This is a genomic window from Streptomyces sp. NPDC050448 (assembly GCF_040655295.1).
Lineage (GTDB): Bacteria > Actinomycetota > Actinomycetes > Streptomycetales > Streptomycetaceae > Streptomyces.
In genome coordinates this window covers 1-20,410 of the sequence record NZ_JBFAJR010000059.1, presented here as the reverse complement: position 1 = coordinate 20,410, position 20,410 = coordinate 1, and the positions used below count along the sequence as shown (strand labels likewise).

Annotated in this window: 15 protein-coding genes and 1 pseudogene; 9 read left to right on the top strand and 7 right to left on the bottom strand. The window is 73.1% G+C overall.

The window, feature by feature from the left end; genetic code table 11:
• Positions 1-49 precede the first annotated feature (49 nt).
• Together thpR and AB0I68_RS36705 are read left to right on the top strand one after the other, a co-directional pair.
• On the top strand, positions 50-601 hold the full coding sequence (gene thpR / locus AB0I68_RS36710; RefSeq protein WP_363181748.1) for an RNA 2',3'-cyclic phosphodiesterase: 552 nt from the start codon (positions 50-52) through the stop codon (positions 599-601).
• Between the two features lie 217 nt (positions 602-818).
• Positions 819-1,808 (top strand): aldo/keto reductase, encoded by a 990-nt coding sequence (locus AB0I68_RS36705; protein ID WP_363181747.1) that lies wholly within the window; start codon positions 819-821, stop codon positions 1,806-1,808.
• A 51-nt stretch (positions 1,809-1,859) separates the two neighbouring features.
• Here the strand turns inward: AB0I68_RS36705 and AB0I68_RS36700 are convergent, their stop codons facing one another.
• Positions 1,860-2,444 carry a Uma2 family endonuclease gene (locus AB0I68_RS36700; RefSeq protein WP_363181746.1) on the bottom strand — a complete coding sequence of 195 codons (585 nt, stop codon included), beginning with the start codon at positions 2,442-2,444 and terminating at the stop codon, positions 1,860-1,862.
• 131 nt (positions 2,445-2,575) lie between these two features.
• Complete coding sequence (locus tag AB0I68_RS36695; protein WP_363181745.1) at positions 2,576-3,259, bottom strand: GDSL-type esterase/lipase family protein; 684 nt, start codon at positions 3,257-3,259, stop codon at positions 2,576-2,578.
• A 76-nt stretch (positions 3,260-3,335) separates the two neighbouring features.
• Here AB0I68_RS36695 and AB0I68_RS36690 point away from each other — a divergent pair, with 76 nt between their 5' ends.
• On the top strand, positions 3,336-4,355 hold the full coding sequence (locus AB0I68_RS36690; protein WP_363181744.1) for a WD40 repeat domain-containing protein: 1,020 nt from the start codon (positions 3,336-3,338) through the stop codon (positions 4,353-4,355).
• 129 nt (positions 4,356-4,484) lie between these two features.
• Here the strand turns inward: AB0I68_RS36690 and AB0I68_RS36685 are convergent, their stop codons facing one another.
• Together AB0I68_RS36685 and AB0I68_RS36680 are read right to left on the bottom strand one after the other, a co-directional pair.
• Positions 4,485-5,837 (bottom strand): MFS transporter, encoded by a 1,353-nt coding sequence (locus AB0I68_RS36685; RefSeq protein WP_363181743.1) that lies wholly within the window; start codon positions 5,835-5,837, stop codon positions 4,485-4,487.
• A 25-nt stretch (positions 5,838-5,862) separates the two neighbouring features.
• A complete protein-coding gene (locus AB0I68_RS36680) occupies positions 5,863-6,300 on the bottom strand; it encodes a MarR family transcriptional regulator (RefSeq protein ID WP_363181742.1) in 438 nt (145 codons plus the stop codon).
• 118 nt (positions 6,301-6,418) lie between these two features.
• Here AB0I68_RS36680 and AB0I68_RS36675 point away from each other — a divergent pair, with 118 nt between their 5' ends.
• On the top strand, positions 6,419-6,601 hold the full coding sequence (locus AB0I68_RS36675; protein WP_030156886.1) for a hypothetical protein: 183 nt from the start codon (positions 6,419-6,421) through the stop codon (positions 6,599-6,601).
• Here AB0I68_RS36675 and AB0I68_RS36670 read toward each other — a convergent pair.
• Entirely contained in the window at positions 6,594-8,048 is a 1,455-nt protein-coding gene (locus AB0I68_RS36670; protein ID WP_363181741.1) for an NCS2 family permease, read from the bottom strand. The two genes, AB0I68_RS36675 and AB0I68_RS36670, sit on opposite strands and share 8 nt — an antisense overlap.
• A 141-nt stretch (positions 8,049-8,189) precedes the next feature.
• On the opposite strand from AB0I68_RS36670, the gene AB0I68_RS36665 reads away from it, so the two are divergent.
• A complete protein-coding gene (locus tag AB0I68_RS36665; RefSeq protein ID WP_363181740.1) occupies positions 8,190-8,492 on the top strand; it encodes a DUF2530 domain-containing protein in 303 nt (100 codons plus the stop codon).
• A gap of 204 nt (positions 8,493-8,696) precedes the next feature.
• On the top strand, positions 8,697-11,186 hold the full coding sequence (locus tag AB0I68_RS36660; RefSeq protein WP_363181739.1) for a cation-translocating P-type ATPase: 2,490 nt from the start codon (positions 8,697-8,699) through the stop codon (positions 11,184-11,186).
• A gap of 198 nt (positions 11,187-11,384) precedes the next feature.
• Here AB0I68_RS36660 and AB0I68_RS36655 read toward each other — a convergent pair whose 3' ends face one another.
• Together AB0I68_RS36655 and serC are read right to left on the bottom strand one after the other, a co-directional pair.
• A complete protein-coding gene (locus AB0I68_RS36655; protein ID WP_363181738.1) occupies positions 11,385-14,525 on the bottom strand; it encodes a molecular chaperone Hsp90 in 3,141 nt (1,046 codons plus the stop codon).
• Positions 14,526-14,760: 235 nt separating this feature from the next.
• The gene (gene serC, locus AB0I68_RS36650) at positions 14,761-15,879 is read right to left on the bottom strand and encodes a phosphoserine transaminase (RefSeq protein WP_363181737.1); all 1,119 of its coding nucleotides are present in this window, start codon (positions 15,877-15,879) and stop codon (positions 14,761-14,763) included.
• Between the two features lie 174 nt (positions 15,880-16,053).
• Between serC and AB0I68_RS36645 the strand changes: the two genes are divergently transcribed.
• The 3 genes and pseudogenes from AB0I68_RS36645 to AB0I68_RS36635 all read left to right on the top strand — a co-directional run.
• Entirely contained in the window at positions 16,054-18,927 is a 2,874-nt protein-coding gene (locus AB0I68_RS36645) for an FAD-binding and (Fe-S)-binding domain-containing protein (RefSeq protein WP_363181758.1), read from the top strand.
• Between the two features lie 64 nt (positions 18,928-18,991).
• The gene (locus AB0I68_RS36640) at positions 18,992-19,936 is read left to right on the top strand and encodes an EamA family transporter (RefSeq protein WP_363181736.1); all 945 of its coding nucleotides are present in this window, start codon (positions 18,992-18,994) and stop codon (positions 19,934-19,936) included.
• Positions 19,937-19,947: 11 nt separating this feature from the next.
• A pseudogene (locus AB0I68_RS36635) lies at positions 19,948-20,289 on the top strand (DUF1801 domain-containing protein); the annotation flags it as partial.
• Positions 20,290-20,410 lie beyond the last annotated feature (121 nt).

Here is a 20,410-nt window from a genome sequence, read left to right as displayed (position 1 = left end):
GGCCGGGGGCTCTGCCCCCGGCCCACCCGCGCGGGTTAGGCTCCAGGCCATGAGGCTGTTTGCCGCGGTGATGCCGCCCCAGGGGGCCGTCGACGAGCTGCGCCGGGCCGTACAGGCCGTCCGGGACGACCGGCTCCGCTGGACCGGGGAAGCGGGCTGGCACTTCACGCTCGCCTTCATGGGCGAGGTGCGCGACGCCGTCCTGCCGGACCTGCACGCCCGGCTGGCGCGCGCCGCCCACCGGACGGACCCCTTCACCCTCCGCATCCACGGCTCCGGGCACTTCGGCGAGCACGCCCTGTGGGTCGGCGCCGCCGGCGGGCTCGACCAGATGCGGATGCTCGCCGAGCGGGCGGACGCCGCAGCCCGCCGGGCCGGCGTCCCGATGGAACAGCACCGCCGGTACAGCGCCCACCTGACCCTGGCCCGCAGCCAGGGCGGCACCGACCTGCACCCGTACCTCGAGGCCCTCGCGGGCTTCGAGGGCACGCCCTGGCAGGTCCGGGAACTCAGCCTGGTCCGCAGCAACCTGCCGACCGGCAAAGTGCCCGGGGAGCAGCCCCGCTACGAGGTCCTCGAGGCCTGGCCGCTGGGCGCCTGACCCCGCGGCCCCGGCCCTGCGCCCGACCCCTCGGTACGGGGACGGGGGCGGCCGCGTTACGCTCGACGGGTGGATCCCAAGACCCGAAACCGTGTGATGGCCGGTGTGCTCGTGCTGATGTTCGTCGTCGTGGCCGTGGCGGCCGCCGTGGGCCGGTAGCCCCTGCCCCGCGGGCCCCCTTGCCTGGAGTGGACTCCAGGCAGTTGGCTTGGGGCTCATGAAGTACACACAGCTCGGACGCACCGGACTCAAGGTCAGCCGACTTGTACTCGGCACGATGAACTTCGGTCCGCAGACAGACGAACCCACCAGCCACTCGATCCTGGACTCCGCCCTCGCCGCGGGTCTGAACTTCGTGGACACGGCCAATGTCTACGGATGGGGTGAGAACAAGGGCCGCACCGAGGAGATCATCGGCACCTGGTTCGCCCAGGGCGGCGGCCGGCGGGACAAGACCGTGCTGGCCACCAAGGTGTACGGGAACATGGCCGGCGACGGCGACCCGTGGCCCAACTACGACCGGCTCTCGGCGCTGAACATCCGCCGGGCCGTCGAGGCCAGCCTCAAGCGGCTGCAGACGGACTACATCGACCTCTACCAGTTCCACCACGTCGACCGCCGGACCCCCTTCGAGGAGATCTGGCAGGCCGTCGACGTGCTGATCCAGCAGGGCAAGGTGCTGTACGCCGGGTCGTCGAACTTCCCCGGCTACAAGATCGCCCAGGCCTGCGAGACGGCCGCCCGGCGCGGCTCGGTCGGGCTGGTCAGCGAGCAGTGCCTGTACAACCTCGCCGAGCGGCGCGCCGAGATGGAGGTCATCCCGGCCGCGCAGGAGTACGGGCTCGGCGTGATCCCGTGGTCCCCGCTGCACGGCGGGCTGCTGGGCGGAGTCATCAAGAAGGAGGTCGAGGGCGGTCGCCGCGCCTCCGGGCGGTCCGCGGACGCGCTGGCCAACACCGCCGTGCGGGCGCAGGTGCAGGCGTACGAGGACCTGCTCGAGAAGCACGGTCTGGAGCCCGGCGAGGCAGCACTGGCGTGGCTGCTGACCCGGCCCGGGGTGACGGGGCCGATCGTGGGTCCCCGTACGGCGGAGCAGCTGGAGAGCGCGCTGCGCGCGCTGGATCTGGAGCTGTCGCAGGAGGTGCTCGCCGGCCTGGACGAGATCTTTCCCGGTCCCGGCACGTCCCCGGAGGCCTTCGCCTGGTGACCGGGCCGCGGTGAACGCGTGACCGGTCCGCGCCCCGGTACGGGGCGCGGATCAGTCGCGGGGGAACTCGGAGGTGTCGAGGGTGAGGCCCACGACCGTGTCCGTGAGGTCGATCTCGTCGCCGAAGGCGACCTTCGTCTCCGTGGCGTAGTCCCCGTCCTTGGGCTGTGTGTGGAGCACGCAGCGGCGGGTGTACGGGTCCACGATGAGGTAGGCGGGCACTTCGGCGGTGGCGTACGCGGCCTTCTTGGGACCGTAGTCGTTCGCCGCGGTGCCCTTGGAGATCACCTCGGCGACGAATTCCACGTCCTCGTGGCGCCACCGGCCGGCTTCGGTCTTCTCCGCTCCCTCGACCATCGCCGTCACGTCGGTCGCAAAGCCGTTCAGGTGGCCGGGGTAGTCGATACGGACGTCGGACTTCAGTCGCTTCCGCGGATACTTGGCGCGCAGCTGCTCGATGATGTCCAGGATGATCTCCCAGTGCGTGTCCCGCTGCGGCGACATGTAGACGGTCCCCTCGACGATCTCGACCTTCAATCCCTCGGGGACGGGCTCAAGCGCCTCGAACATCTCGTCCAAGGCCTGCTCGCTGCTGATGTCGGCCATCTCGATCCTGTCGGTCTCTACGACGGTCATCGTGGCGCTACGCCCCGCTGCCGCGCAGTCGTGGGCAGCCGCGTAGTACAACGATACGCACGGAGACCGGGTTACGGCGGATGCCCGTTGACGACCCGGGCCGGAAACGCCGGATGCGGCCCTACGGGGTGTCAGGGCGTCCGGTAGGGGCCGCCGATGCCCCACGCCTGGTGCAGGACCGCCGCGAACTCCCCGGCCAGGCGGTGCTCGCCGGAGGCGTTGGGGTGGGTGCCGTCGTAGGTGTCCCGGTGGATCTCGTACGCGTCCGGGCGCGCGGCCAGCAGGATCGGCGAGGCCTCGGTCGACAGGTCGGCGACGGCCTTCGCGAGGAGCTCGTTGAACCGGGCGACCTCGGCCGCGAACGGCGCGTCGGACTCGGCCCGGACGTTCGGAATGACCGGGAGCAGGACCATCCGGATGCCGGGCCGGGCGGCGCGCGCCTCCGCGATGAAGCGGCGGGCGTTGGCCGCCGTCTCGTCGGCGGCGGTGTAGAAGCCGAGGTCTATCAGGCCGAGGGAGACGAGCAGGACGTCGGCCTGCCCGGAGCGCACGGCGGAGCCGATGAGCGGGGCCATGTGCTGCCAGCCCTCGCCCCAGCCGGCGAGGTGGCGGCGGGCGTGCTCCGGGAAGCCGGGGTCGGCGTACGCGTGACTGACCGGCTCGTTCGCCGAGGTGTCGAAGAGCTCGCAGCGCGGACCGACGATCCGGTACGGACCGCCGAAGGTGGCATCGAGGTGCTGCCACATCCGGTAGCGCCAGGTGTAGTCGCCGGCGCGTCCGATGGTCATGGAGTCGCCGACGAACATGAAACGCATCCGGTCATCATCGCGGATCACGCGCCGGGAGCCCCTGTGATGCCGGACACGCGGGGCGCCCTGGCAGGCTTGGTGCATGCGCCTGCTGCCGTTGACCGCCGTCATTGCCCTTGTCGTGCTGCCGGGTTCGGCCGCCGCTGCCGCCGGGACCCCCGCCGCCGGTGCGCCGGGGTTCACGATCACCGATCCGCGGATCAAGGAGTCGAGCGGGCTCGCCGCGAGCCGGATCCACCCGGGCGTCTACTGGACGCACAACGACAGCGGCGACGGCCCCTACGTCTACGCGGTCGACTCGGCGACCGGCAAGACGGTGGCCCGGGTGACGCTCGCCGGCATCGGGACCCCGCGCGACGTCGAGGCGATCTCGCTGGGCCCGGACGGGCAGCTGTACGTCGGGGACATCGGCGACAACCTGAACGGGACTTGGGACCACGTCTGGATCTACCGCTTCCCCGAGCCGAAGGAGCTGGCCGATGTCACGGTCAACGCCGAGCAGTTCACGGTGAAGTACGCCGACGGGGCGCGCAACGCGGAGGCGCTGATGGTGCATCCGGTGACGGGCCGGGTGTACATCGCGAGCAAGAGCGAGGACAAGGGCGGGCTGTACGAGGGGCCGGAGCAGCTGTCGGCGTCGGGGACGAACGTGTTCCGGCGGGTGGCGGACCTGCCGTGGGTCACGGACGGGGCGTTCTCGCCCGACGGCGGCCGCCTCACGCTGCGCGGCTACTTCTTCGCGCGGACGTACCCGTGGAAGGACGGGCGGCCCGAGGGCGAGGGCGAGCGGGTGGACGCGCCGTGGCAGGGCCAGGCGGAGTCGGTGACGTACTCGGCGGACGGCTCGACCCTGCTGTTCGGATCGGAGGGGGAGTCGAGCCGGGTGGTGGCCGTACCGGTGATACCGGCGGCCGGTGGCTCTGCCGCCCCCGCCCCCGCTCCCGCGAAGCCGGGTCCGTCGGCCGCCGGTGCCACCGGCCCTGGTCCCGGGGACCAGGGCGGGGGCGGTTTCACGAAGGGCGCGGCCGTCCTGGCCGTGGGCACGGCCCTGGTCCTGGGGGCCAAGCGGCTCTTCCGCCGCCGGCCCCGCGGCGACGCCTGACCGGAGATCCACCGTCGTCCGGGTGCGGCGCCGCTGCCGGGGGCTCTGCCCCCGGGCCCCCGCGCCTCACACGCCGGCGGGGCCGGACGTGCCGGGCCCTGCCGAGCAGGTTCGGCGCGGCTGGACGGGCTACGCCGCCGCGACCAGTTCGCGGGCGCGCGGCGACGGGATGAACGTGACTCCGTGGCGGCTCACGCTCAGACGCAGGTTGCCCACCCGCGACAGGATCACCGCGATCGTCGCCGCGGCGGCCAGCGAGACGAGGCCGCCCGCGGCCATGCCGATCCGGGCCCCGTACGTGTCCGTCATCCAGCCGACGACCGGCGCACCGATCGGGGTACCGCCGGTGAACACCATCATGAACAGGGCCATCACCCGCCCCCGCATCTCGGGGTCGGTGGCCATCTGGACGCTCGCGTTGGCGGTGACGTTGACCGTCAGCCCGAACATCCCGATGGGGACGAGCAGCGCCGCGAACAGCCAGAACCCGGGTGCGAAGGCCGTCACGACCTCCAGGGCGGAGAACAGGAGCGCCGCCGCGACCAGCAGCCGCAGCCGCGAGTGGCCGCGCCGGGCCGCCAGCAGCGCACCCGCCAGGGAGCCCGCGGCGATCAGCGTGTTGAAGAGCCCGTACGTGCCCGCGTCCCCGTGGAACACGTCGCTGACGAACGCCGACAGCCAGATCGGGAAGTTGAACCCGAAGGTGCCGATGAAGCCCACCAGCACGATCGGCCAGATCAGCTCCGGGCGGCCGGCGACGTAGCGCAGCCCCTCCCGCAGCTGGCCCTTGGTGCGCGGCTGCGGCCGGACCGGGTGCAGTTCGCGCGCCCGCATCAGCAGCAGGCCGGCGACCGGCGCGGCGAAGGACAGCCCGTTCAGCAGGAAGGCCCAGCCGGAGCCGACGGCGGTGATCAGCACACCGGCGAGCGCCGGGCCGACCAGCCGCGCGGACTGGAAGTTGGCCGAGTTGAGGCTGACGGCGTTGGCGAGCTGGTCCGGGCCGACCATCTCGGAGACGAACGTCTGCCGTGCGGGGTTGTCCACGACGGTGACGAGGCCGAGCAGGAAGGCCGCGAGGTACACGTGCCAGACCTGGACGTGTCCGGCCAGGGTGAGTGCGGCCAGGGCGATACCGGTCAGGCCCATCAGGGTCTGCGTGACGATCAGCAGCGGCCGCTTGGGCAGCCGGTCGGCGAGTACGCCTCCGTAGAGGCCGAACACCAGCATCGGCAGGAACTGCAGCGCGATGGTGATGCCGACGGCGGAAGCCGAGCCGGTCAGGGACAGGACCAGCCAGTCCTGGGCGATGCGCTGCATCCAGGTGCCGGTGTTCGATACGGCCTGTCCCGTGGCGAAGAGCCGGTAGTTCCGGATCTTCAGCGAGCCGAACATGGAGCCCTTGCCCGCAGTGCGCGTCGTGCGCGCGGTGGTAGTGGTGGATAGATGGCCGGGTGCGGAGTCTGCTCCGTTTCCCGTACTCAAAAGCGTTCGCCTCCTGGCGTCGTCTCTACAAGTGCGCGAGCTTCTCCAGGACGGGCGCGGCCTCGCGCAGCTTGGCCCATTCGTCCTCGGTGAGCTCGGCCGCGAGCCGGGCCAGGAAGGCGTTCCGCTTGCGACGGCTCTCCTCGAGCATCGCTACGGCCTCCTCGGTCTGGCTGACCACCTTCTGGCGGCGGTCGTCCGGGTGCGGCTGCAGCCTGACCAGTCCCTTGGCCTCCAGCAGTGCCACGATGCGAGTCATCGACGGCGGCTGGACGTGTTCGCGCCGGGCCAGCTCACCGGGGGTGGCCTGGCCGCACCGGGCGAGGGTGCCGAGGACCGACATCTCGGTCGGGCTCAGCGATTCGTCGACGCGCTGGTGCTTGAGGCGCCGGCCCAGCCGCATGACGGCGGAGCGGAGGTCGTTCACGGCGGCAGCGTCGTCGCCATGGGTAAGGTCGAGCATGTCTTTAGACTACCTCATTACTCTCTCTAAGGAACGCCACTTGACCGGGTCACTCGTACGGGTGAGTCGGCAGTGGAAAGCGACACGCGTCCGCGGCCTGTGCCACGACCCTTTCGGCATGGGGACACACGTGCTGAGCATGCGCATAGACGGGGAGCTGCTCGACCGCCTCCGGACGCATGCCGCGAAACGCGGAATGAGCGTCCAGGACTATGTCGTCCGGACGCTCATTCGCGATGACTTCGACGAGCGCTTCAAGGCCGCCGTCGACGAGACGGAGAAGTTCTACGGGCTTACGTGAGGCCGAGGGCCGGCATCGCGTAGTAGAAGACGAACACCGCCGACACGACGTACATGGCGGCCGGGACCTCACGGCCCCGGCCGGTCGCCAGCCGCAGCACGCAGAAGCTGATGAAGCCGATGCCGATGCCGTTGGTGATCGAGTACGTGAAGGGCATCATCACCATGGCCAGGAAGGCCGGGACGGCGATGGTGAAGTCGCTCCAGTCGATGTCCTTGACCGAGCCCGCCAGGATCAGGAAGCCGACCGCCACGAGGGCGGGGGTGGCCGCCTGGGACGGGACCATGGTGGCGAGCGGCGTGAGGAACAGCGCCACGGCGAAGAGGCCGCCGGTCACGACGTTCGCCAGACCGGTGCGGGCGCCTTCGCCGACGCCGGCCGTGGACTCCACGAAGCAGGTGGTGGCCGAGGACGAGGTGGCACCGCCGGACGCGACGGCCAGGCCGTCGATGAGCAGCACCTTGTTGATGCCGGGGAAGTTGCCGTCCCTGTCGATCAGCTTGGCCTCGTCGCCGACGCCGAGGATCGTGCCCATCGCGTCGAAGAAGCAGGACAGCAGCACGGTGAAGACGAAGAGGGTGCCGGTCAGCAGGCCGACCTTGCCGAAGCCGCCGAACAGGCTGACCTGGCCGACGAGCCCGAAGTCGGGCGCGGCCACCGGGTTGCCCGGCCACTCGGGGACGGTCAGGCCCCAGCCCGAGTCGGGCAGCCCGGCGATCAGCTGGACGGCGACGGCGATCACGGTCATGACCACGATGGAGATCAGGATCGCGCCGGGCGTCTTGCGGATCAGCAGGGCGAGGGTCAGCAGCACGCCGACCACGAAGATCAGCACCGGCCAGCCGTGCAGGTGGCCGTCCGTGCCGAGCTGGAGCGGCACGGTGGTGTGCGCGGCGTCCGGGATGCGGGAGACGAAGCCCGAGTCGACCAGGCCGATCAGCATGATGAACAGGCCGATGCCGATCGCGATGCCCTTGCGCAGGCTGAGCGGGACGGCGTTCATGACCCGCTCGCGCAGGCCGGTCGCGACCAGCAGCATCACGACGAAGCCGGCCAGGACCACCATGCCCATGGCGTCGGGCCAGCTCATGCGCGGGGCGAGCTGGAGCGCGACGACGGTGTTGACGCCGAGGCCGGCGGCGAGCGCGATCGGGACGTTGCCGATGACGCCCATGAGGAGCGTGGTGAAGGCCGCCGTCAGGACGGTGGCGGTGACGAGCTGGCCGCCGTCGAGCTGGTGCCCGTACATGTCCTTCGCGCTGCCCAGGATGATCGGGTTCAGCACGATGATGTAGGCCATCGCGAAGAAGGTGGCGAAACCGCCGCGGACCTCGCGACCGATCGTCGAGCCGCGCTCGGAGATCTTGAAATAGCCGTCCAGGCCGGACGCGCCCTGGGGGGCCGGGTCCGGGAGGGTGGGTGCAGGGGCGGGGGCCGAGGTGCTCATACGGTCCTCATTGCGGGGGGCATTGGGCGATTCATACGAAGAAAATGGGCCATGCCCACACCGTTTCAGTATGAACACATGAACGAAAGGCCGTCCATCTCCGCGCGTAGACCTCGTTTCGGCGCACCTAGACTTGAGGGCATGGCGAAATGGACTGCGAAGCACGAGGCGCCCGAGCCCCTTGAGGGCCCGATCGTCGCGACCGTCACCGGCGGCACGATCCTCTGGTTCGCCATGTTCCTCGTCCAGCTGCCCTTCTACGGCTGGTTCGCCGACCGGGACCTGCTGTGGTGGGTCTGGTGCTGCGCGGCCGGCGGCGTGCTCGGCCTGATCGGCCTCTGGTACGTCCGGGGCCGGGACGCGGCCCTCAAGCGCCACGCCGCCGCCGCGCTGGCCGCGCGGGACGAGGAGAGCGGCGCCGGCCCGGCGCCGCACACCGGCTGACGGGCGGGCGCCGCGCGGCCCGCGCGCTCGGCCGACGGCACCGGCTGACACCGGCCGACGCGGCCGACGCCGGCAGCGCGTCATCATCGCGGTCGGCGGGTACCCGGTGAAGGGCCTACCGAGGGACCGTTCCCCTCATCCCGAAGTCGGATCTTCGGACTTCTCGGCGGGTGAAGCGGTAGAACGCCCTTTACCGTCGAAAGCATGACGCAGCGGGCAAAGATCGAATCAAACGGTCCCGAGCCGGGCGGCGGCGGTGGCGGTGGTGGAGGCCCCGGCCCCGGCGACACCGCCATCGACGCGGGAGCCGAGCTGGACCCGGTACACCCGGTCCGGCCGCCCGCGCCCCGGTTCAAGCCCGGCGGCCTGACCACCGCCGAAGTCGCCGAACGCGTCGCGCGCGGAGCCGTCAACGACGTCCCCGTCCGCAGCAGCCGCTCCACCGCCGACATCGTCCGCGCCAACGTCTTCACCCGCTTCAACGCCATCATCGGCGTGCTCTGGGTGGTCATGCTGATCGTCGCGCCGCTCCAGGACAGCCTCTTCGGCTACGTGATCATCGCGAACACCGGCATCGGCATCATCCAGGAAATGCGGGCCAAGAAGACCCTGGACAACCTCGCCGTCATCGGCGAGGCCAAACCCAGCGTCCGCCGCGACGGCCGGACCGCCGAGATCTCCACCTCCGAGATCGTCCTCGACGACGTCATCGAACTCGGCCCCGGCGACAAGGTCGTCGTCGACGGCGCCGTCGGCGAGGCCGACGGCCTGGAGATCGACGAGTCCCTGCTCACCGGCGAGGCCGACCCCGTCCTGAAGAAGCCCGGTGACCCGGTCATGTCCGGGTCCTTCGTGGTCGCCGGCGGCGGCGCGTTCACCGCCACCAAGGTCGGCCGCGCCGCCTACGCCGCCCAGTTGGCCGAAGAGGCCACCCGCTTCACGCTCGTCCACTCCGAGCTGCGCTCCGGTATCTCCACCATCCTCAAGTACGTCACCTGGATGATGATCCCGACCTCCATCGGCCTGATCATCAGCCAGCTCGTCGTCAAGGACAACAACCTCAAGGACGCCATCGCCCGCACCGTCGGCGGCATCGTCCCGATGATCCCCGAGGGCCTGGTCCTGCTGACCTCCGTCGCCTTCGCGATCGGCGTCATCCGGCTCGGCCGCAAGCAGTGCCTGGTGCAGGAACTGCCGGCCATCGAGGGCCTCGCCCGCGTCGACGTGGTCTGCCTCGACAAGACCGGCACCCTCACCGAGGGCGGCATGGACGTCACCGAGCTCCGCCCGCTCGGCGGCGCGGAGGACGCGTACGTCAAGAAGGTGCTCGGCGCGCTCGGCGAGTCCGACCCGCGCCCCAACGCCAGCCTCCAGGCGATCATCGACGCCTACCCGGACAGTGCCGAGTGGCGCTGCACCGAGTCCCTGCCCTTCTCCTCGGCCCGCAAGTACAGCGGCGCCAGCTTCAGCGAGGGCGACGGCGAGAACAACACCTGGCTGCTCGGCGCCCCCGACGTCCTCCTCCCGGCCGGCGACCCGGCCCTCGACGAGATCAACGAGCTCAACGAGCAGGGCCTGCGCGTCCTGCTGCTCGCCAGGGCCGCGCGCGAGCTCGACGACCCGGCCGTCGGATCCGGCGCCCGACCGACCGCCCTGATCGTCCTGGAACAGCGGCTGCGCCCCGACGCGGCCGACACCCTGCGCTACTTCCAGGACCAGAAGGTCCACGCGAAGGTCATCTCCGGCGACAACGCGGTCTCCGTCGGCGCGGTGGCCGGCAAGCTCGGCCTGCCGGGCGCCGAGAACACGGTCGACGCGCGCAGGCTGCCGGCCGAGCAGGCCGACATGGCCAGGGCCCTCGACGAGAACGCCGTCTTCGGGCGGGTCACCCCGCAGCAGAAGCGGGACATGGTCGGCGCACTGCAGTCCAACGGCCACACGGTCGCGATGACGGGCGACGGCGTCAACGACGTGCTCGCGCTCAAGGACGCGGACATCGGCGTGAGCATGGGCTCGGGCTCGGAGGCGACGCGGGCGGTGGCCCAGATCGTCCTCCTCAACAACAGCTTCGCGACCCTCCCCTCGGTGGTCGCCGAGGGCCGCCGGGTCATCGGCAACATCACCCGGGTCGCCACCCTCTTCCTGACGAAGACGGTCTACTCGGTACTGCTGGCCATCCTGGTGGTCTGCTCGCAGGTGGAGTACCCCTTCCTGCCGCGCCACCTGACGCTGCTGTCCACCCTCACCATCGGCATCCCGGCCTTCTTCCTGGCCCTGGCCCCGAACAAGGAGCGCGCGAAGCCGCACTTCGTGAAACGGGTGATGCGGTACGCGATCCCGGGCGGCGCGATCGCCGCGGTGGCCACCTTCGTCACGTACGTGATCGCCCGCCACCACTACACGGGCCCGGACGCCCTGGAGGCCGAGACGAGCGCGGCGACGCTGACGCTGTTCCTGACCTCGATGTGGGTCCTGGCGATCATCGCCCGCCCGTACACGTGGTGGCGGGTGGCCCTGGTCGGCGCGATGGGCGGGGCGTTCCTGATCGTCCTGGTCGTCCCGTGGCTCCAGGACTTCTTCGAGCTGAAACTGGTGGGCACCCAGATGCCGTGGACGGCCGTCGCCATCGCGGCGGCGGCCTCGGCCCTGATCGAGTTCACGTTCCGCTGGGTGGACCGGAAGTTTCCTGCGTGACGGCACCTCCGGCCTTCCAGAGGGCGAAGCATCCGACGAGCTCGGCGAGGCAGGCGCACATGAGGAGGACCGAGGCCGCAGCGAACTGGGTGTAGGTGAAGTCGTATGCGGCGAAAGCCACGCCCGTACCCCCGATGTTCAGAGCCGTCAGGCCGGCGTAGCTCCAGAACACCAGGGGGCCCAGTCGATTCGGCCGCGTCAGTCGAACCAGCGGTCGCGGGCCAGTTCTGCCGTGCGGGAGGGGTCCTCCAGGAGGGCCGCCACCTCGAAGCGGCGGGGCCACTGGCCCGCCGACCAGGCCAGGCCCGCCGCCACGCCCTCGAGGGTGGAGGCGTGCAGGGTGCCGTCGGGGGTGCGGCGCCAGTCGAGTTCCACGCCGCCCGCGATCAGCTCCTCGTGCTCGATGTACGTCAGGGGCGTGGCCGGGCCGAGGAGGAGGAGAACCGACTCGGGGACCTCGTGCTCCTCGCCCGGGGTCGTGACCTCCGCCGGGACCGTCTCCGAGAGGCGGCGGACCTGGAGGAGGTCCGCCAGGTCGGCCGCGCGGGCCGGGGCCACCGGCAGCAGCGGCAGGCCTTCCGCCAGCGGCAGCAGGTCCGGGGCGTCGGCGATGAGCGCATCGGCCGCGTCCACCACGCGGGCCTCGCCGTCCACCACCACGCGCAGCTCGTCCGGGAGCGTGACCTGCTCGGGGTCCAGATCGGCCAGGGCCCCGTACAGGGCGTGCAGCTGGCGGTCCGACACCTCGCGGTCCGGGTCGGCGAGCCGGCCCAGGAGCTCCGCGGCGCCGCCGGGTTCGTCCAGCAGGGCCGGCACGGTTGTGCGTACGCCGAGGGCCCGCAGGACCTGCTCGTCCTCGAAGCCCGTGGCGTCCGCCGAGGTGTACAGGCCCGCCAGCAGCGGGTCGCCGCCCGCCGCGCGCAGACCCGCAGGGCGGCGCCCGTCGAGGACCGGGTGGTCGCGCAGCCACCAGGCGGTGTACGGGCGCACCGACTGCGTGGTGCCGTCCGGCAGCAGGACCCGTACGGGCTGGGTCAGGGCGTCGCGCAGCGGGGGCTGCGCGAGCATGGCCAGCGCCTGGGGCCAGCAGTCGTCGTCGACCAGGTCGAGGTCGCGTACGGCCACCAGCTCGGTCGCCACCGGCGGCAGCGGGGTGTCCGGGAGCTGGTCCAGTACGTCCTCGCACCACACGTCGACCGCGTCCAGCAGGCCCGCGTCGTCGGGCTCGGCGAAGTCCCCCTCGCGGGGCTCCAGTTCGTCCGGGTCGAGGACCACATCGGTGGCGCGGACCAGCTGGAACACGGCCAGCACCCCGCAGGCGGTCAGCGGCTGCGCACCCCACCGGTCGGCCAGTTCGGCGTCCACGTACGGGACTTCGCCCTCGCGGATCACCGAGGCCAGCGGGGAGCCCGGCAGCAGGAGCTCGCCCGCGGGCGTGAGCTCGCCGTCCTCGTCCGGGAGGGCCAGCGCGCCCAGCCACGGCTCGTCGCCCGGCGCGAGGTCGGCGTCCCGGACCAGGCCCAGGACCACCTCGGCCAGCTCGTCCGCATCCAGGGCGTCCTCGTCCCAGATCTCCCCGGCATCGAGGGAGGCGGCCACCGCCGCCCGTACCTGCGGGGTCGTCAGGACCGCGCGGGGCGTGGCCGGGAGCGCACCGAGGCGCTCCAGCAGCGGGTGCGCCGCGTCCGGGTGGGCCACCTTCAGCCCCATCCGGGCCAGGTCCTTCGGGGTGTCCGCGTAGGGCAGCAGCACGTGCCGCGGGCCGATCGTGGTCCGCCCGTCGGCCAGCGGCACCGGCAGGCCCGAGAGCCGGTCCGGATCCACCCCGGCCAGGGTGTCGTACAGCCGGTGCCACCACTCCGGGCCGCGCTCGATGCCCGCGATCCGCTCGATGGCGTCGCCGAGCGGCAGCCGGCCCACGCCCAGCGTGCGCAGCTCGGGCCGGCGCTCCAGCCCGGCGGGGAGCAGGGTCGGCAGGACCTCGGAGAGGACCCGTACGGTCTCGGCGCCCGCGCCCTCCACCACCTCGGCCTCGAAGGGGCGCAGGGCGGCCCGCTCCTCGGCGTGCTCGGCGTGCTCGGCCGGGGCCGCCGGGGCGAGGAAAGCGGTACGGGGCAGCCGCTGCAGCACGGCAGCGCGCAGCGCCCCGTCCAGCGGGCCCTGGCCGAGCGGCCCGGGTACGAGGTCCACGAGCGCGGTGCTCACCGGGTCCCAGGCGCCCAGCAGTTCGGCGTATGCGTCGGCCGCGCGCTCCACCAGGAAGTCGGTCAGCGGCCCCGGCGCGGGGTGCCGGCGGGCGGTGTCCAGCGGCAGCGTCGCGATGAGCAGGGCGGGGACGCCCAGCGGTTCGTCGGTCGGGGTCGGTGCGTGCACCACGGGCGCGGTGGCCGGGCGTACGGGGGCGCCGTCGGTGTCGACGGGCACGGCCCAGGACACCGTCCAGACGGGCCGCAGCCGCTCCTCGACGGGCCGGTCGGCGAGCAGCGCCCGCTCGATGGGGCCGCTGTGGCGGACGGTGCGCCAGCGCCGGGTCCCGCCGGCGGAGTCCTCGATGACGGTGTACGGGCCTTCGGTGCGCCGGTAGACCACGCGGTGCCCGGTGGCCGGGGTCTCCACGACGATCTCCCGCAGCCCGGGCAGGGTGAGCAGCAGCGCGTCGTCGATGCCGGCCAGCAGCCGCTGCGCCAGGTCCTCGGCGGCGGCGTCGCGCAGCGGGAGGACGACCACGGTGTCGTACCCGTCGGGCGCGGTGCCCTCGGCGGGCAGCGGCAGCCGCAGCAGCGGGACGTGCCCGTCGCGGCGGCGCAGTTCGTCGCCGAGGCCGGGGCTGCCGCCCGCGGCCTCCCGGGCCAGTTCGCGCGCCTCGGCCAGGGACCAGCGGACACCGCCGTGCCGGCCGAGCACGGCGGGCTCGTCGGACACCGCGAGGACGGCCGCGAAGCCGACGCCGAAGCGGCCCACGGTGTCGGCGGAGCCGGTCGACACCGCGGGCTCCCGCTTCGCGGAGGCCCGCAGGGTGCTCAGCGACTCCACGCCCGTCGCGTCCAGCGGGGCACCGGTGTTGGCGACGGCCAGCACCGCGTGCCCGCCCTCGCCGGGGTGCAGGGTGAGCCGGAGCCGGCCGGGCACCCCGGCCCGGGCCGCGGCGTCGGCGGCGTTCTGCGCCAGCTCGACGACGAGCCGGTCGCGGTAGCCGCCGAGGGCCAGGTCCTCCTCGGCGTTGGCGTCCTCCCGGAAACGGGCCGGGCCCGCGCCCCAGGCATCGAGCACCCCGCGCCGCAGCCGGGCCGTGCCGAAGGGGTCCACGCCGCCCTGGGCCGCCGTCACTCGCACGCTCACGCCGCTGCCTCCAAGCTGTACTGCATCCACCGAATGCCGAGGCCCTGAAGGTATCGCGTGCGGGCCCCGGCGGTCGGGGCGGCCGGGCCCGCCCTCCTCACGGTGACGGCACGGCGCCGGACCTGCCGGGCTCGGCCCGGCTCGGCCCGGTCGCAGAGGCGCCGGCGGGAAGAAGGCCCGGGAACGGCGGAGCCCCCGGTGACACGAGGTCGCCGGGGGCTCCGTACGGATGCGGTCAGAGCTTCTCGATCACGTAGTCGATGCACGCGGTCAGCGCCTGCACGTCTGCCGGGTCGATCGCCGGGAACATCGCGATGCGCAGCTGGTTGCGGCCGAGCTTGCGGTACGGCTCCGTGTCCACGATGCCGTTGGCGCGCAGCACCTTGGCGACGGCGGCCGCGTCGATGTCGTCCGAGAAGTCGATCGTGCCGATGACGGCGGAGCGCTTGTCGGCGTCCACGACGAACGGGGTCGCGTACTTCGACGCCTCCGCCCAGCCGTACAGGTTGCGCGCGCTGGCCGCCGTACGGCCGGTCGTGAACTCCAGGCCGCCCTGGCCGTTCATCCACTCCAGCTGCTGGTTCAGCAGGAAGAGGGTGGACAGCGCCGGGGTGTTGTACGTCTGGTTCTTCAGCGAGTTGTCGATCGCCGTCGGCAGCGAGAAGAACTCCGGGATGTGCCGGCCCGACGCGTGGACGCGCGCCGCGCGCTCCAGCGCCGCCGGGGAGAACGCCGCCAGCCACAGGCCGCCTTCGGAGGCGAACGACTTCTGCGGGGCGAAGTAGTAGACGTCGCTCTCGGTGATGTCCACCGGCAGGCCGCCGGCGCCCGACGTCGCGTCCACCAGAACGAGGGACCCGGCGTCGGCGCCCGCGACGCGCTTGACCGGCGCCGCCACACCCGTCGAGGTCTCGTTGTGGGTGTACGCGTACACGTCGACACCCGCTTCGGCCACCGGCTCGGGGTGCGTGCCCGGCTCGGAGGAGATCACGGTCGGCTCGTCCAGCCACGGCGCGAGCTTCGCGGCCTTGGCGAACTTGGAGGAGAACTCGCCGAACGTGAGGTGCTGGGACTTCTGCTCGATGAGCCCGGCCGTCGCGATGTCCCAGAAGGCGGTGGAGCCGCCGTTGCCCAGGATCACCTCGTAGCCCTCGGGCAGGGAGAAGAGGTCCCGGATGCCCTGGCGCACCGAGCCGACCAGGTTCTTGACCGGGGCCTGGCGGTGCGAGGTTCCGAGCAGGGAGGTACCGGTGGCGGCGAGGGCGTCCAGCGCCTCGATCCGCACCTTGGAGGGGCCCGCGCCGAAGCGTCCGTCGGCGGGCTTGATGTCAGCGGGAATCTGGATCTCAGCCACGAGCGGAGCGTATCCGGTCACGGTCCACGCCTTGGAGGCGCGTCCACCCGATGAGACGAGTCCGGCCGGTGGGAGGGTGGGGCCGTGACGTCACCCGGGGAACTCGAACGGACATTGCGGGAGAACCTGCGCGGGGAGGTGGACTTCGGGGCCGCGGCGCGCGCCCTCGCGACGATGGACGCCTCGAACTACCGGCGTGTCCCGGTCGGCGTGGCCGCCCCGCGCGACGCCGAGGACGTGGCGGCCGCGCTGCGGATCTGCGCGGACGCCGGCGTACCGGTCGTACCGCGCGGCGGCGGCACCTCCATCGCCGGCCAGGCCACGGGCACCGGCGTGGTGCTGGACCTGACCCGCCACATGAACGCCCTGGTGTCGCTGGACCCGCAGGCCCGCACGGCCGTGGTCCAGCCGGGCCTGGTGCTCGACCGGCTGCGCGACGCGGCGCGCCCGTACGGGCTGACCTTCGGCCCGGACCCCTCCACCCGCTCCCGCTGCACGCTCGGCGGCATGATCGGCAACAACGCGTGCGGGGCCCACTCGGTGGCCTGGGGGACCACCGCGGACAACGTGGCGGAGCTGGCGGTCACGGCGTACGGAGGCGCGTCGTACCGGCTCGGCACGGGCTGGCCGGGAGCCCCGGCGGGCCTGCGCGAACTGGTGTCGCAGAACCTGGCGGTGCTGCGTACGGGCATGGCCGGGGGCTTCTCGCGGCGCATCTCCGGATACGGCGGGCTGGACGCGCTGCTGCCCGAGCGGGGTGTGGAGGTGGCCCGGGCCTTCTGCGGGAGCGAGGGCACGCTCGGGGTGGTGACCGAGGCGGTCGTACGCCTGGTGGAAGTGCCGCACGCGCCGGCGCTCGCGGTCCTCGGGTACGCGGACGAGAGCGCGGCGGCGGATGCGGCGGCGGGGCTGCTGGGATTCGGGCCGCTGACCGTGGAGGGCATGGCGCAGGACCTGGTCCGGGGCGCGGCCGGGCTGCCGCGCGGGGGAGCCTGGCTGTTCGTCGAGATGCCGGACGAGGCCGCAGCCCGGTCCCTCGTAGGGGCGGCCGACGCGGTGGACTCCCTGCTGGTCACCGACCCGGCGGGGCAGCGGGCGCTGTGGCGGATCCGCGAGGACGCGGCGGGCACGGCGACGCGGCTGCCCGGGGGAGGGATGGCCTGGCCCGGGTGGGAGGACTGCGCGGTGCCGCCGGCCCGGCTGGGGGCGTACCTGCGGGAGTTCCGCGCCCTGCTGGCGGCCCACGGGCTGCACGGGACCCCGTACGGGCACTTCGGGGAGGGCTGCGTCCACGTACGGATCGACTTCGACCTGGCGTCACAGGCGGGGGTGGCGCGCTTCCGGGAGTTCTCCTGCGAACTGGCGGACCTGGTCGTGTCCCACGGCGGCTCCCTCTCCGGGGAGCACGGGGACGGCCAGGCGCGGGCCGAACTCCTGCCGAAGATGTACGGGGAGGAGGTCGTCCGGCTCTTCGGCGCGCACAAGGACGTGTGGGACCCGGCGGGCGGGATGAACCCCGGAGTGCTGGTCCGCCCGGCCCGGCTGGACGAGAACCTCCGCTTCACGGTCCTGCCGGCGACGGACTTCGCCGGGGAGGTCGCGCGCTGCGTCGGCGTCGCGAAATGCCGGTCCACGGATGCGCCGGGGCAGGGGGTGATGTGCCCCTCCTACCGGGCCACGGGGGAGGAACAGCACTCCACGCGCGGCCGGGCCAGGCTGCTGCACGAGATGCTGGCCGGCGAGATCGTGACGGACGGCTGGCACTCGGCGGAGGTCGCCGAGGCGCTGGACCTGTGCCTGGCCTGCAAGGGCTGCCGCAGCGACTGCCCGGTGGGCGTGGACATGGCCGCGTACAAGGCGGAGTTCCTCCACCGCCACTGGGCGGGCCGCATCCGCCCGCTCGCCCACTACGCCCTGGGGGGCCTGCCGGGCTGGCTCCGCCTGATCGCCGCGCTCCGGGCGGCGGCCCCGCTGAACGCGGCGGCCCGCCACCTCCCGCTGCCGGGGCTGGCCAGGGAGCGCGCGCTGCCCCCGCTGGCACGGCAGCCCTTCACCCGCTGGTGGCACGGAACGGGCCGCCCCGGTGCGGCGCCGTTGCAGGGGGCTCTGCCGCGGGGGCCCCGCGCGTCAAACGCCGCATCGGAAGATTCAGCCTCGTCGGCGCCCCCGCCCCGGGGGCCGGGGCGGCGCCCCGGGCACGGGAAGGGGCGGGGCGGGGAAGACCGCCCCCGGGGCGCCGCCTCCGGCCCGGTCCTGGGCGACGCCTCCGGTCCCGCCCAGGGCGGCGTCTCCGGCCCGGTCCTGGGCGGCGTCTCCGGCCCGGTCCAGGGCGGCGTCTCCGGTTCTTCCCCCGCCCTCGTCACGCTCTGGCCGGACACGTTCACCGAGTACCTGTCCCCGCAGACCGGCCAGGCGGCAGTCCGCGTCCTGCAGGCCGCCGGCCTCGGCGTATCCCTCCCCCCGGCGGGCGTCTGCTGCGGCCTCACCTATGTCTCCACCGGCCGCCTCGACCGGGCCCGCACCGTCCTGCGCCGCACCCTCGACGCCGTGGGCGACGTGCACGGCCCCGTCCTCGTCCTCGAACCCAGCTGCGCCGCAGCCCTGCGCACCGACCTCCCCGCCCTCCTCCCCGACGACCCCCGCGCGGAGCGCCTCGCGCGCGCCGTCCGGACCTTCGCGGAGACCCTCGAGGAGTACGCCCCCCACTGGCAGCCGCCCCGCCTCGACCGCCCGGCCGTCGGCCAGACCCACTGCCACCAGCACGCGGTCCTCGGCGACGCGGCAGACCGCCGGCTGCGCGAGCGGGCCGGTCTGAGCGGCGAACTCAGCGGCGGCTGCTGCGGCCTCGCCGGGAACTTCGGCTTCGAGCCGGGCCACCACGAGGTGTCCGTGGCCTGCGCGGAGGAACAGCTGCTCCCCGCCCTGCGCCGGGCTCCGGCCGGGGCCGTGATCGTGGCGGACGGGTTCTCGTGCCGCACCCAGATCGCCCAGCTCTCCGACGGGTGCCGGGCCCGGCACCTGGCGGAGCTGCTGGCGGAGGGCCTGTAAGGGCAAAGGCCCGTAAGGGAAACACATGGACCGATGGCCCTTACGTACCCCTTAGTCTGGATTAATGCCCGCGCCCTCCCCCCATTCCACCCCCGTACCCACCCGCGCACCCACCCCCACCCCTGTGCCGGCGGTCGCCGACCTCTCGACGGCCGCCGGTCCGTCGCGCTTCGGTCCGGTCGTCCTGGTGATCGCGGCGGGGATCTCGGTGCAGTTCGGCGCCGCGCTCGCAGTCATGATCATGCCGGGGGCTGGCGCCGCGGGCGTGGTCACGCTGCGGCTGGCGGCCGCCGCGCTGGTGCTGCTGGCCCTGTGCCGCCCGAAGGTGCGCGGGTACTCGCGCGCGGACTGGGGCACGGTCGTCGCGTTCGGCGTGGCGATGGCCGGCATGAACGGGCTCTTCTACCAGTCCATCGACCGGATCCCGCTCGGGCCGGCCGTGACCCTCGAGGTGCTCGGCCCCCTCGCGCTCTCGGTCGCCGTCTCGCGCCGCCTGGTCAGCCTGCTGTGGGCCGGCCTGGCCCTGGCCGGTGTCGTCCTGCTGGCCGGCCACGGCGGCGGGAGCGGCTTCGGCGGCCTCGACCTCCTGGGCGCGGCCTTCGCACTCGGAGCGGGCGCGATGTGGGCGGCGTACATCGTGTTCAGCGCGCGTACGGGCCGCCGCTTCCCGCAGGCGGACGGGCTGGCCCTCGCCATGGCGGTGGCGGCGGTGCTCTCGCTGCCGCTGGGCGTGATCGAAGCCGGCTCCGCCCTCCTCGTGCCGAGCACGCTGGCGCTGGGCATCGGTGTCGCCGTCCTCTCGTCCGTCCTGCCGTACACCCTGGAACTCCTGGCGCTGCGCCGCATGCCCGCACCGACGTTCGCGATCCTGATGAGCATGGAACCGGCGATCGCGGCCACGGCCGGGTTCCTGATCCTGAACCAGGCGATGTCGGCGCTGGACGCGCTGGCGATCGCGCTGGTCATCGCGGCGAGCATGGGCGCGGTCCGCTCCCAGACCACCCGGTAGGCGGCCGCCTGATGCCGGCGGACGAGGTCGACGCGTACCTGGCCGGGGCGCCGGAGGCCCGGCGCGAGGCGCTGACGCGGCTGCGCGAGCTGTGCCGGGCGGAGCTGACGGGCTTCGAGGAGGTCATGGCGTACGGCATGCCGGCGTACGTACGGGCCGGGGCGGATGCGGGGGAGATCGCCTGGGCGAACCAGAAGCAGTACGTCTCCTTCTACCTGCTGCGGACGGACATCCGGGACGCCTTCGCGGACCGCCTGGCCGGACACGACATGGGCAGGGCCTGCCTCCGCTTCCGCCGCCCGTCAGCGGTGGACTTCACCCTGCTCCGCGACCTCCTCCGCGCCACGGCGGCAGCGGAACCGGGCCCCGTCTGCACCTGGGGGGTGTCCGGCGGATCATGGCCGGGCCCGGGCCTCCCCCAGACTCCGTCCGGGGGGACCCCCAGGCACCGCGCCTTGCCGCGTTGTCGTCGGT

Coding starts and splice junctions, on each gene's coding strand:
- thpR (WP_363181748.1), top strand. CDS start 50: ATGAGGCTGTTTGCCGCGGTGATGCCGCCCCAGGGGGCCGTCGACGAG.
- AB0I68_RS36705 (WP_363181747.1), top strand. CDS start 819: ATGAAGTACACACAGCTCGGACGCACCGGACTCAAGGTCAGCCGACTT.
- AB0I68_RS36700 (WP_363181746.1), bottom strand. CDS start 2,444: ATGACCGTCGTAGAGACCGACAGGATCGAGATGGCCGACATCAGCAGC.
- AB0I68_RS36695 (WP_363181745.1), bottom strand. CDS start 3,259: ATGCGTTTCATGTTCGTCGGCGACTCCATGACCATCGGACGCGCCGGC.
- AB0I68_RS36690 (WP_363181744.1), top strand. CDS start 3,336: ATGCGCCTGCTGCCGTTGACCGCCGTCATTGCCCTTGTCGTGCTGCCG.
- AB0I68_RS36680 (WP_363181742.1), bottom strand. CDS start 6,300: ATGCTCGACCTTACCCATGGCGACGACGCTGCCGCCGTGAACGACCTC.
- AB0I68_RS36675 (WP_030156886.1), top strand. CDS start 6,419: ATGGGGACACACGTGCTGAGCATGCGCATAGACGGGGAGCTGCTCGAC.
- AB0I68_RS36670 (WP_363181741.1), bottom strand. CDS start 8,048: ATGAGCACCTCGGCCCCCGCCCCTGCACCCACCCTCCCGGACCCGGCC.
- AB0I68_RS36665 (WP_363181740.1), top strand. CDS start 8,190: ATGGCGAAATGGACTGCGAAGCACGAGGCGCCCGAGCCCCTTGAGGGC.
- AB0I68_RS36660 (WP_363181739.1), top strand. CDS start 8,697: ATGACGCAGCGGGCAAAGATCGAATCAAACGGTCCCGAGCCGGGCGGC.
- AB0I68_RS36645 (WP_363181758.1), top strand. CDS start 16,054: ATGGACGCCTCGAACTACCGGCGTGTCCCGGTCGGCGTGGCCGCCCCG.
- AB0I68_RS36640 (WP_363181736.1), top strand. CDS start 18,992: ATGCCCGCGCCCTCCCCCCATTCCACCCCCGTACCCACCCGCGCACCC.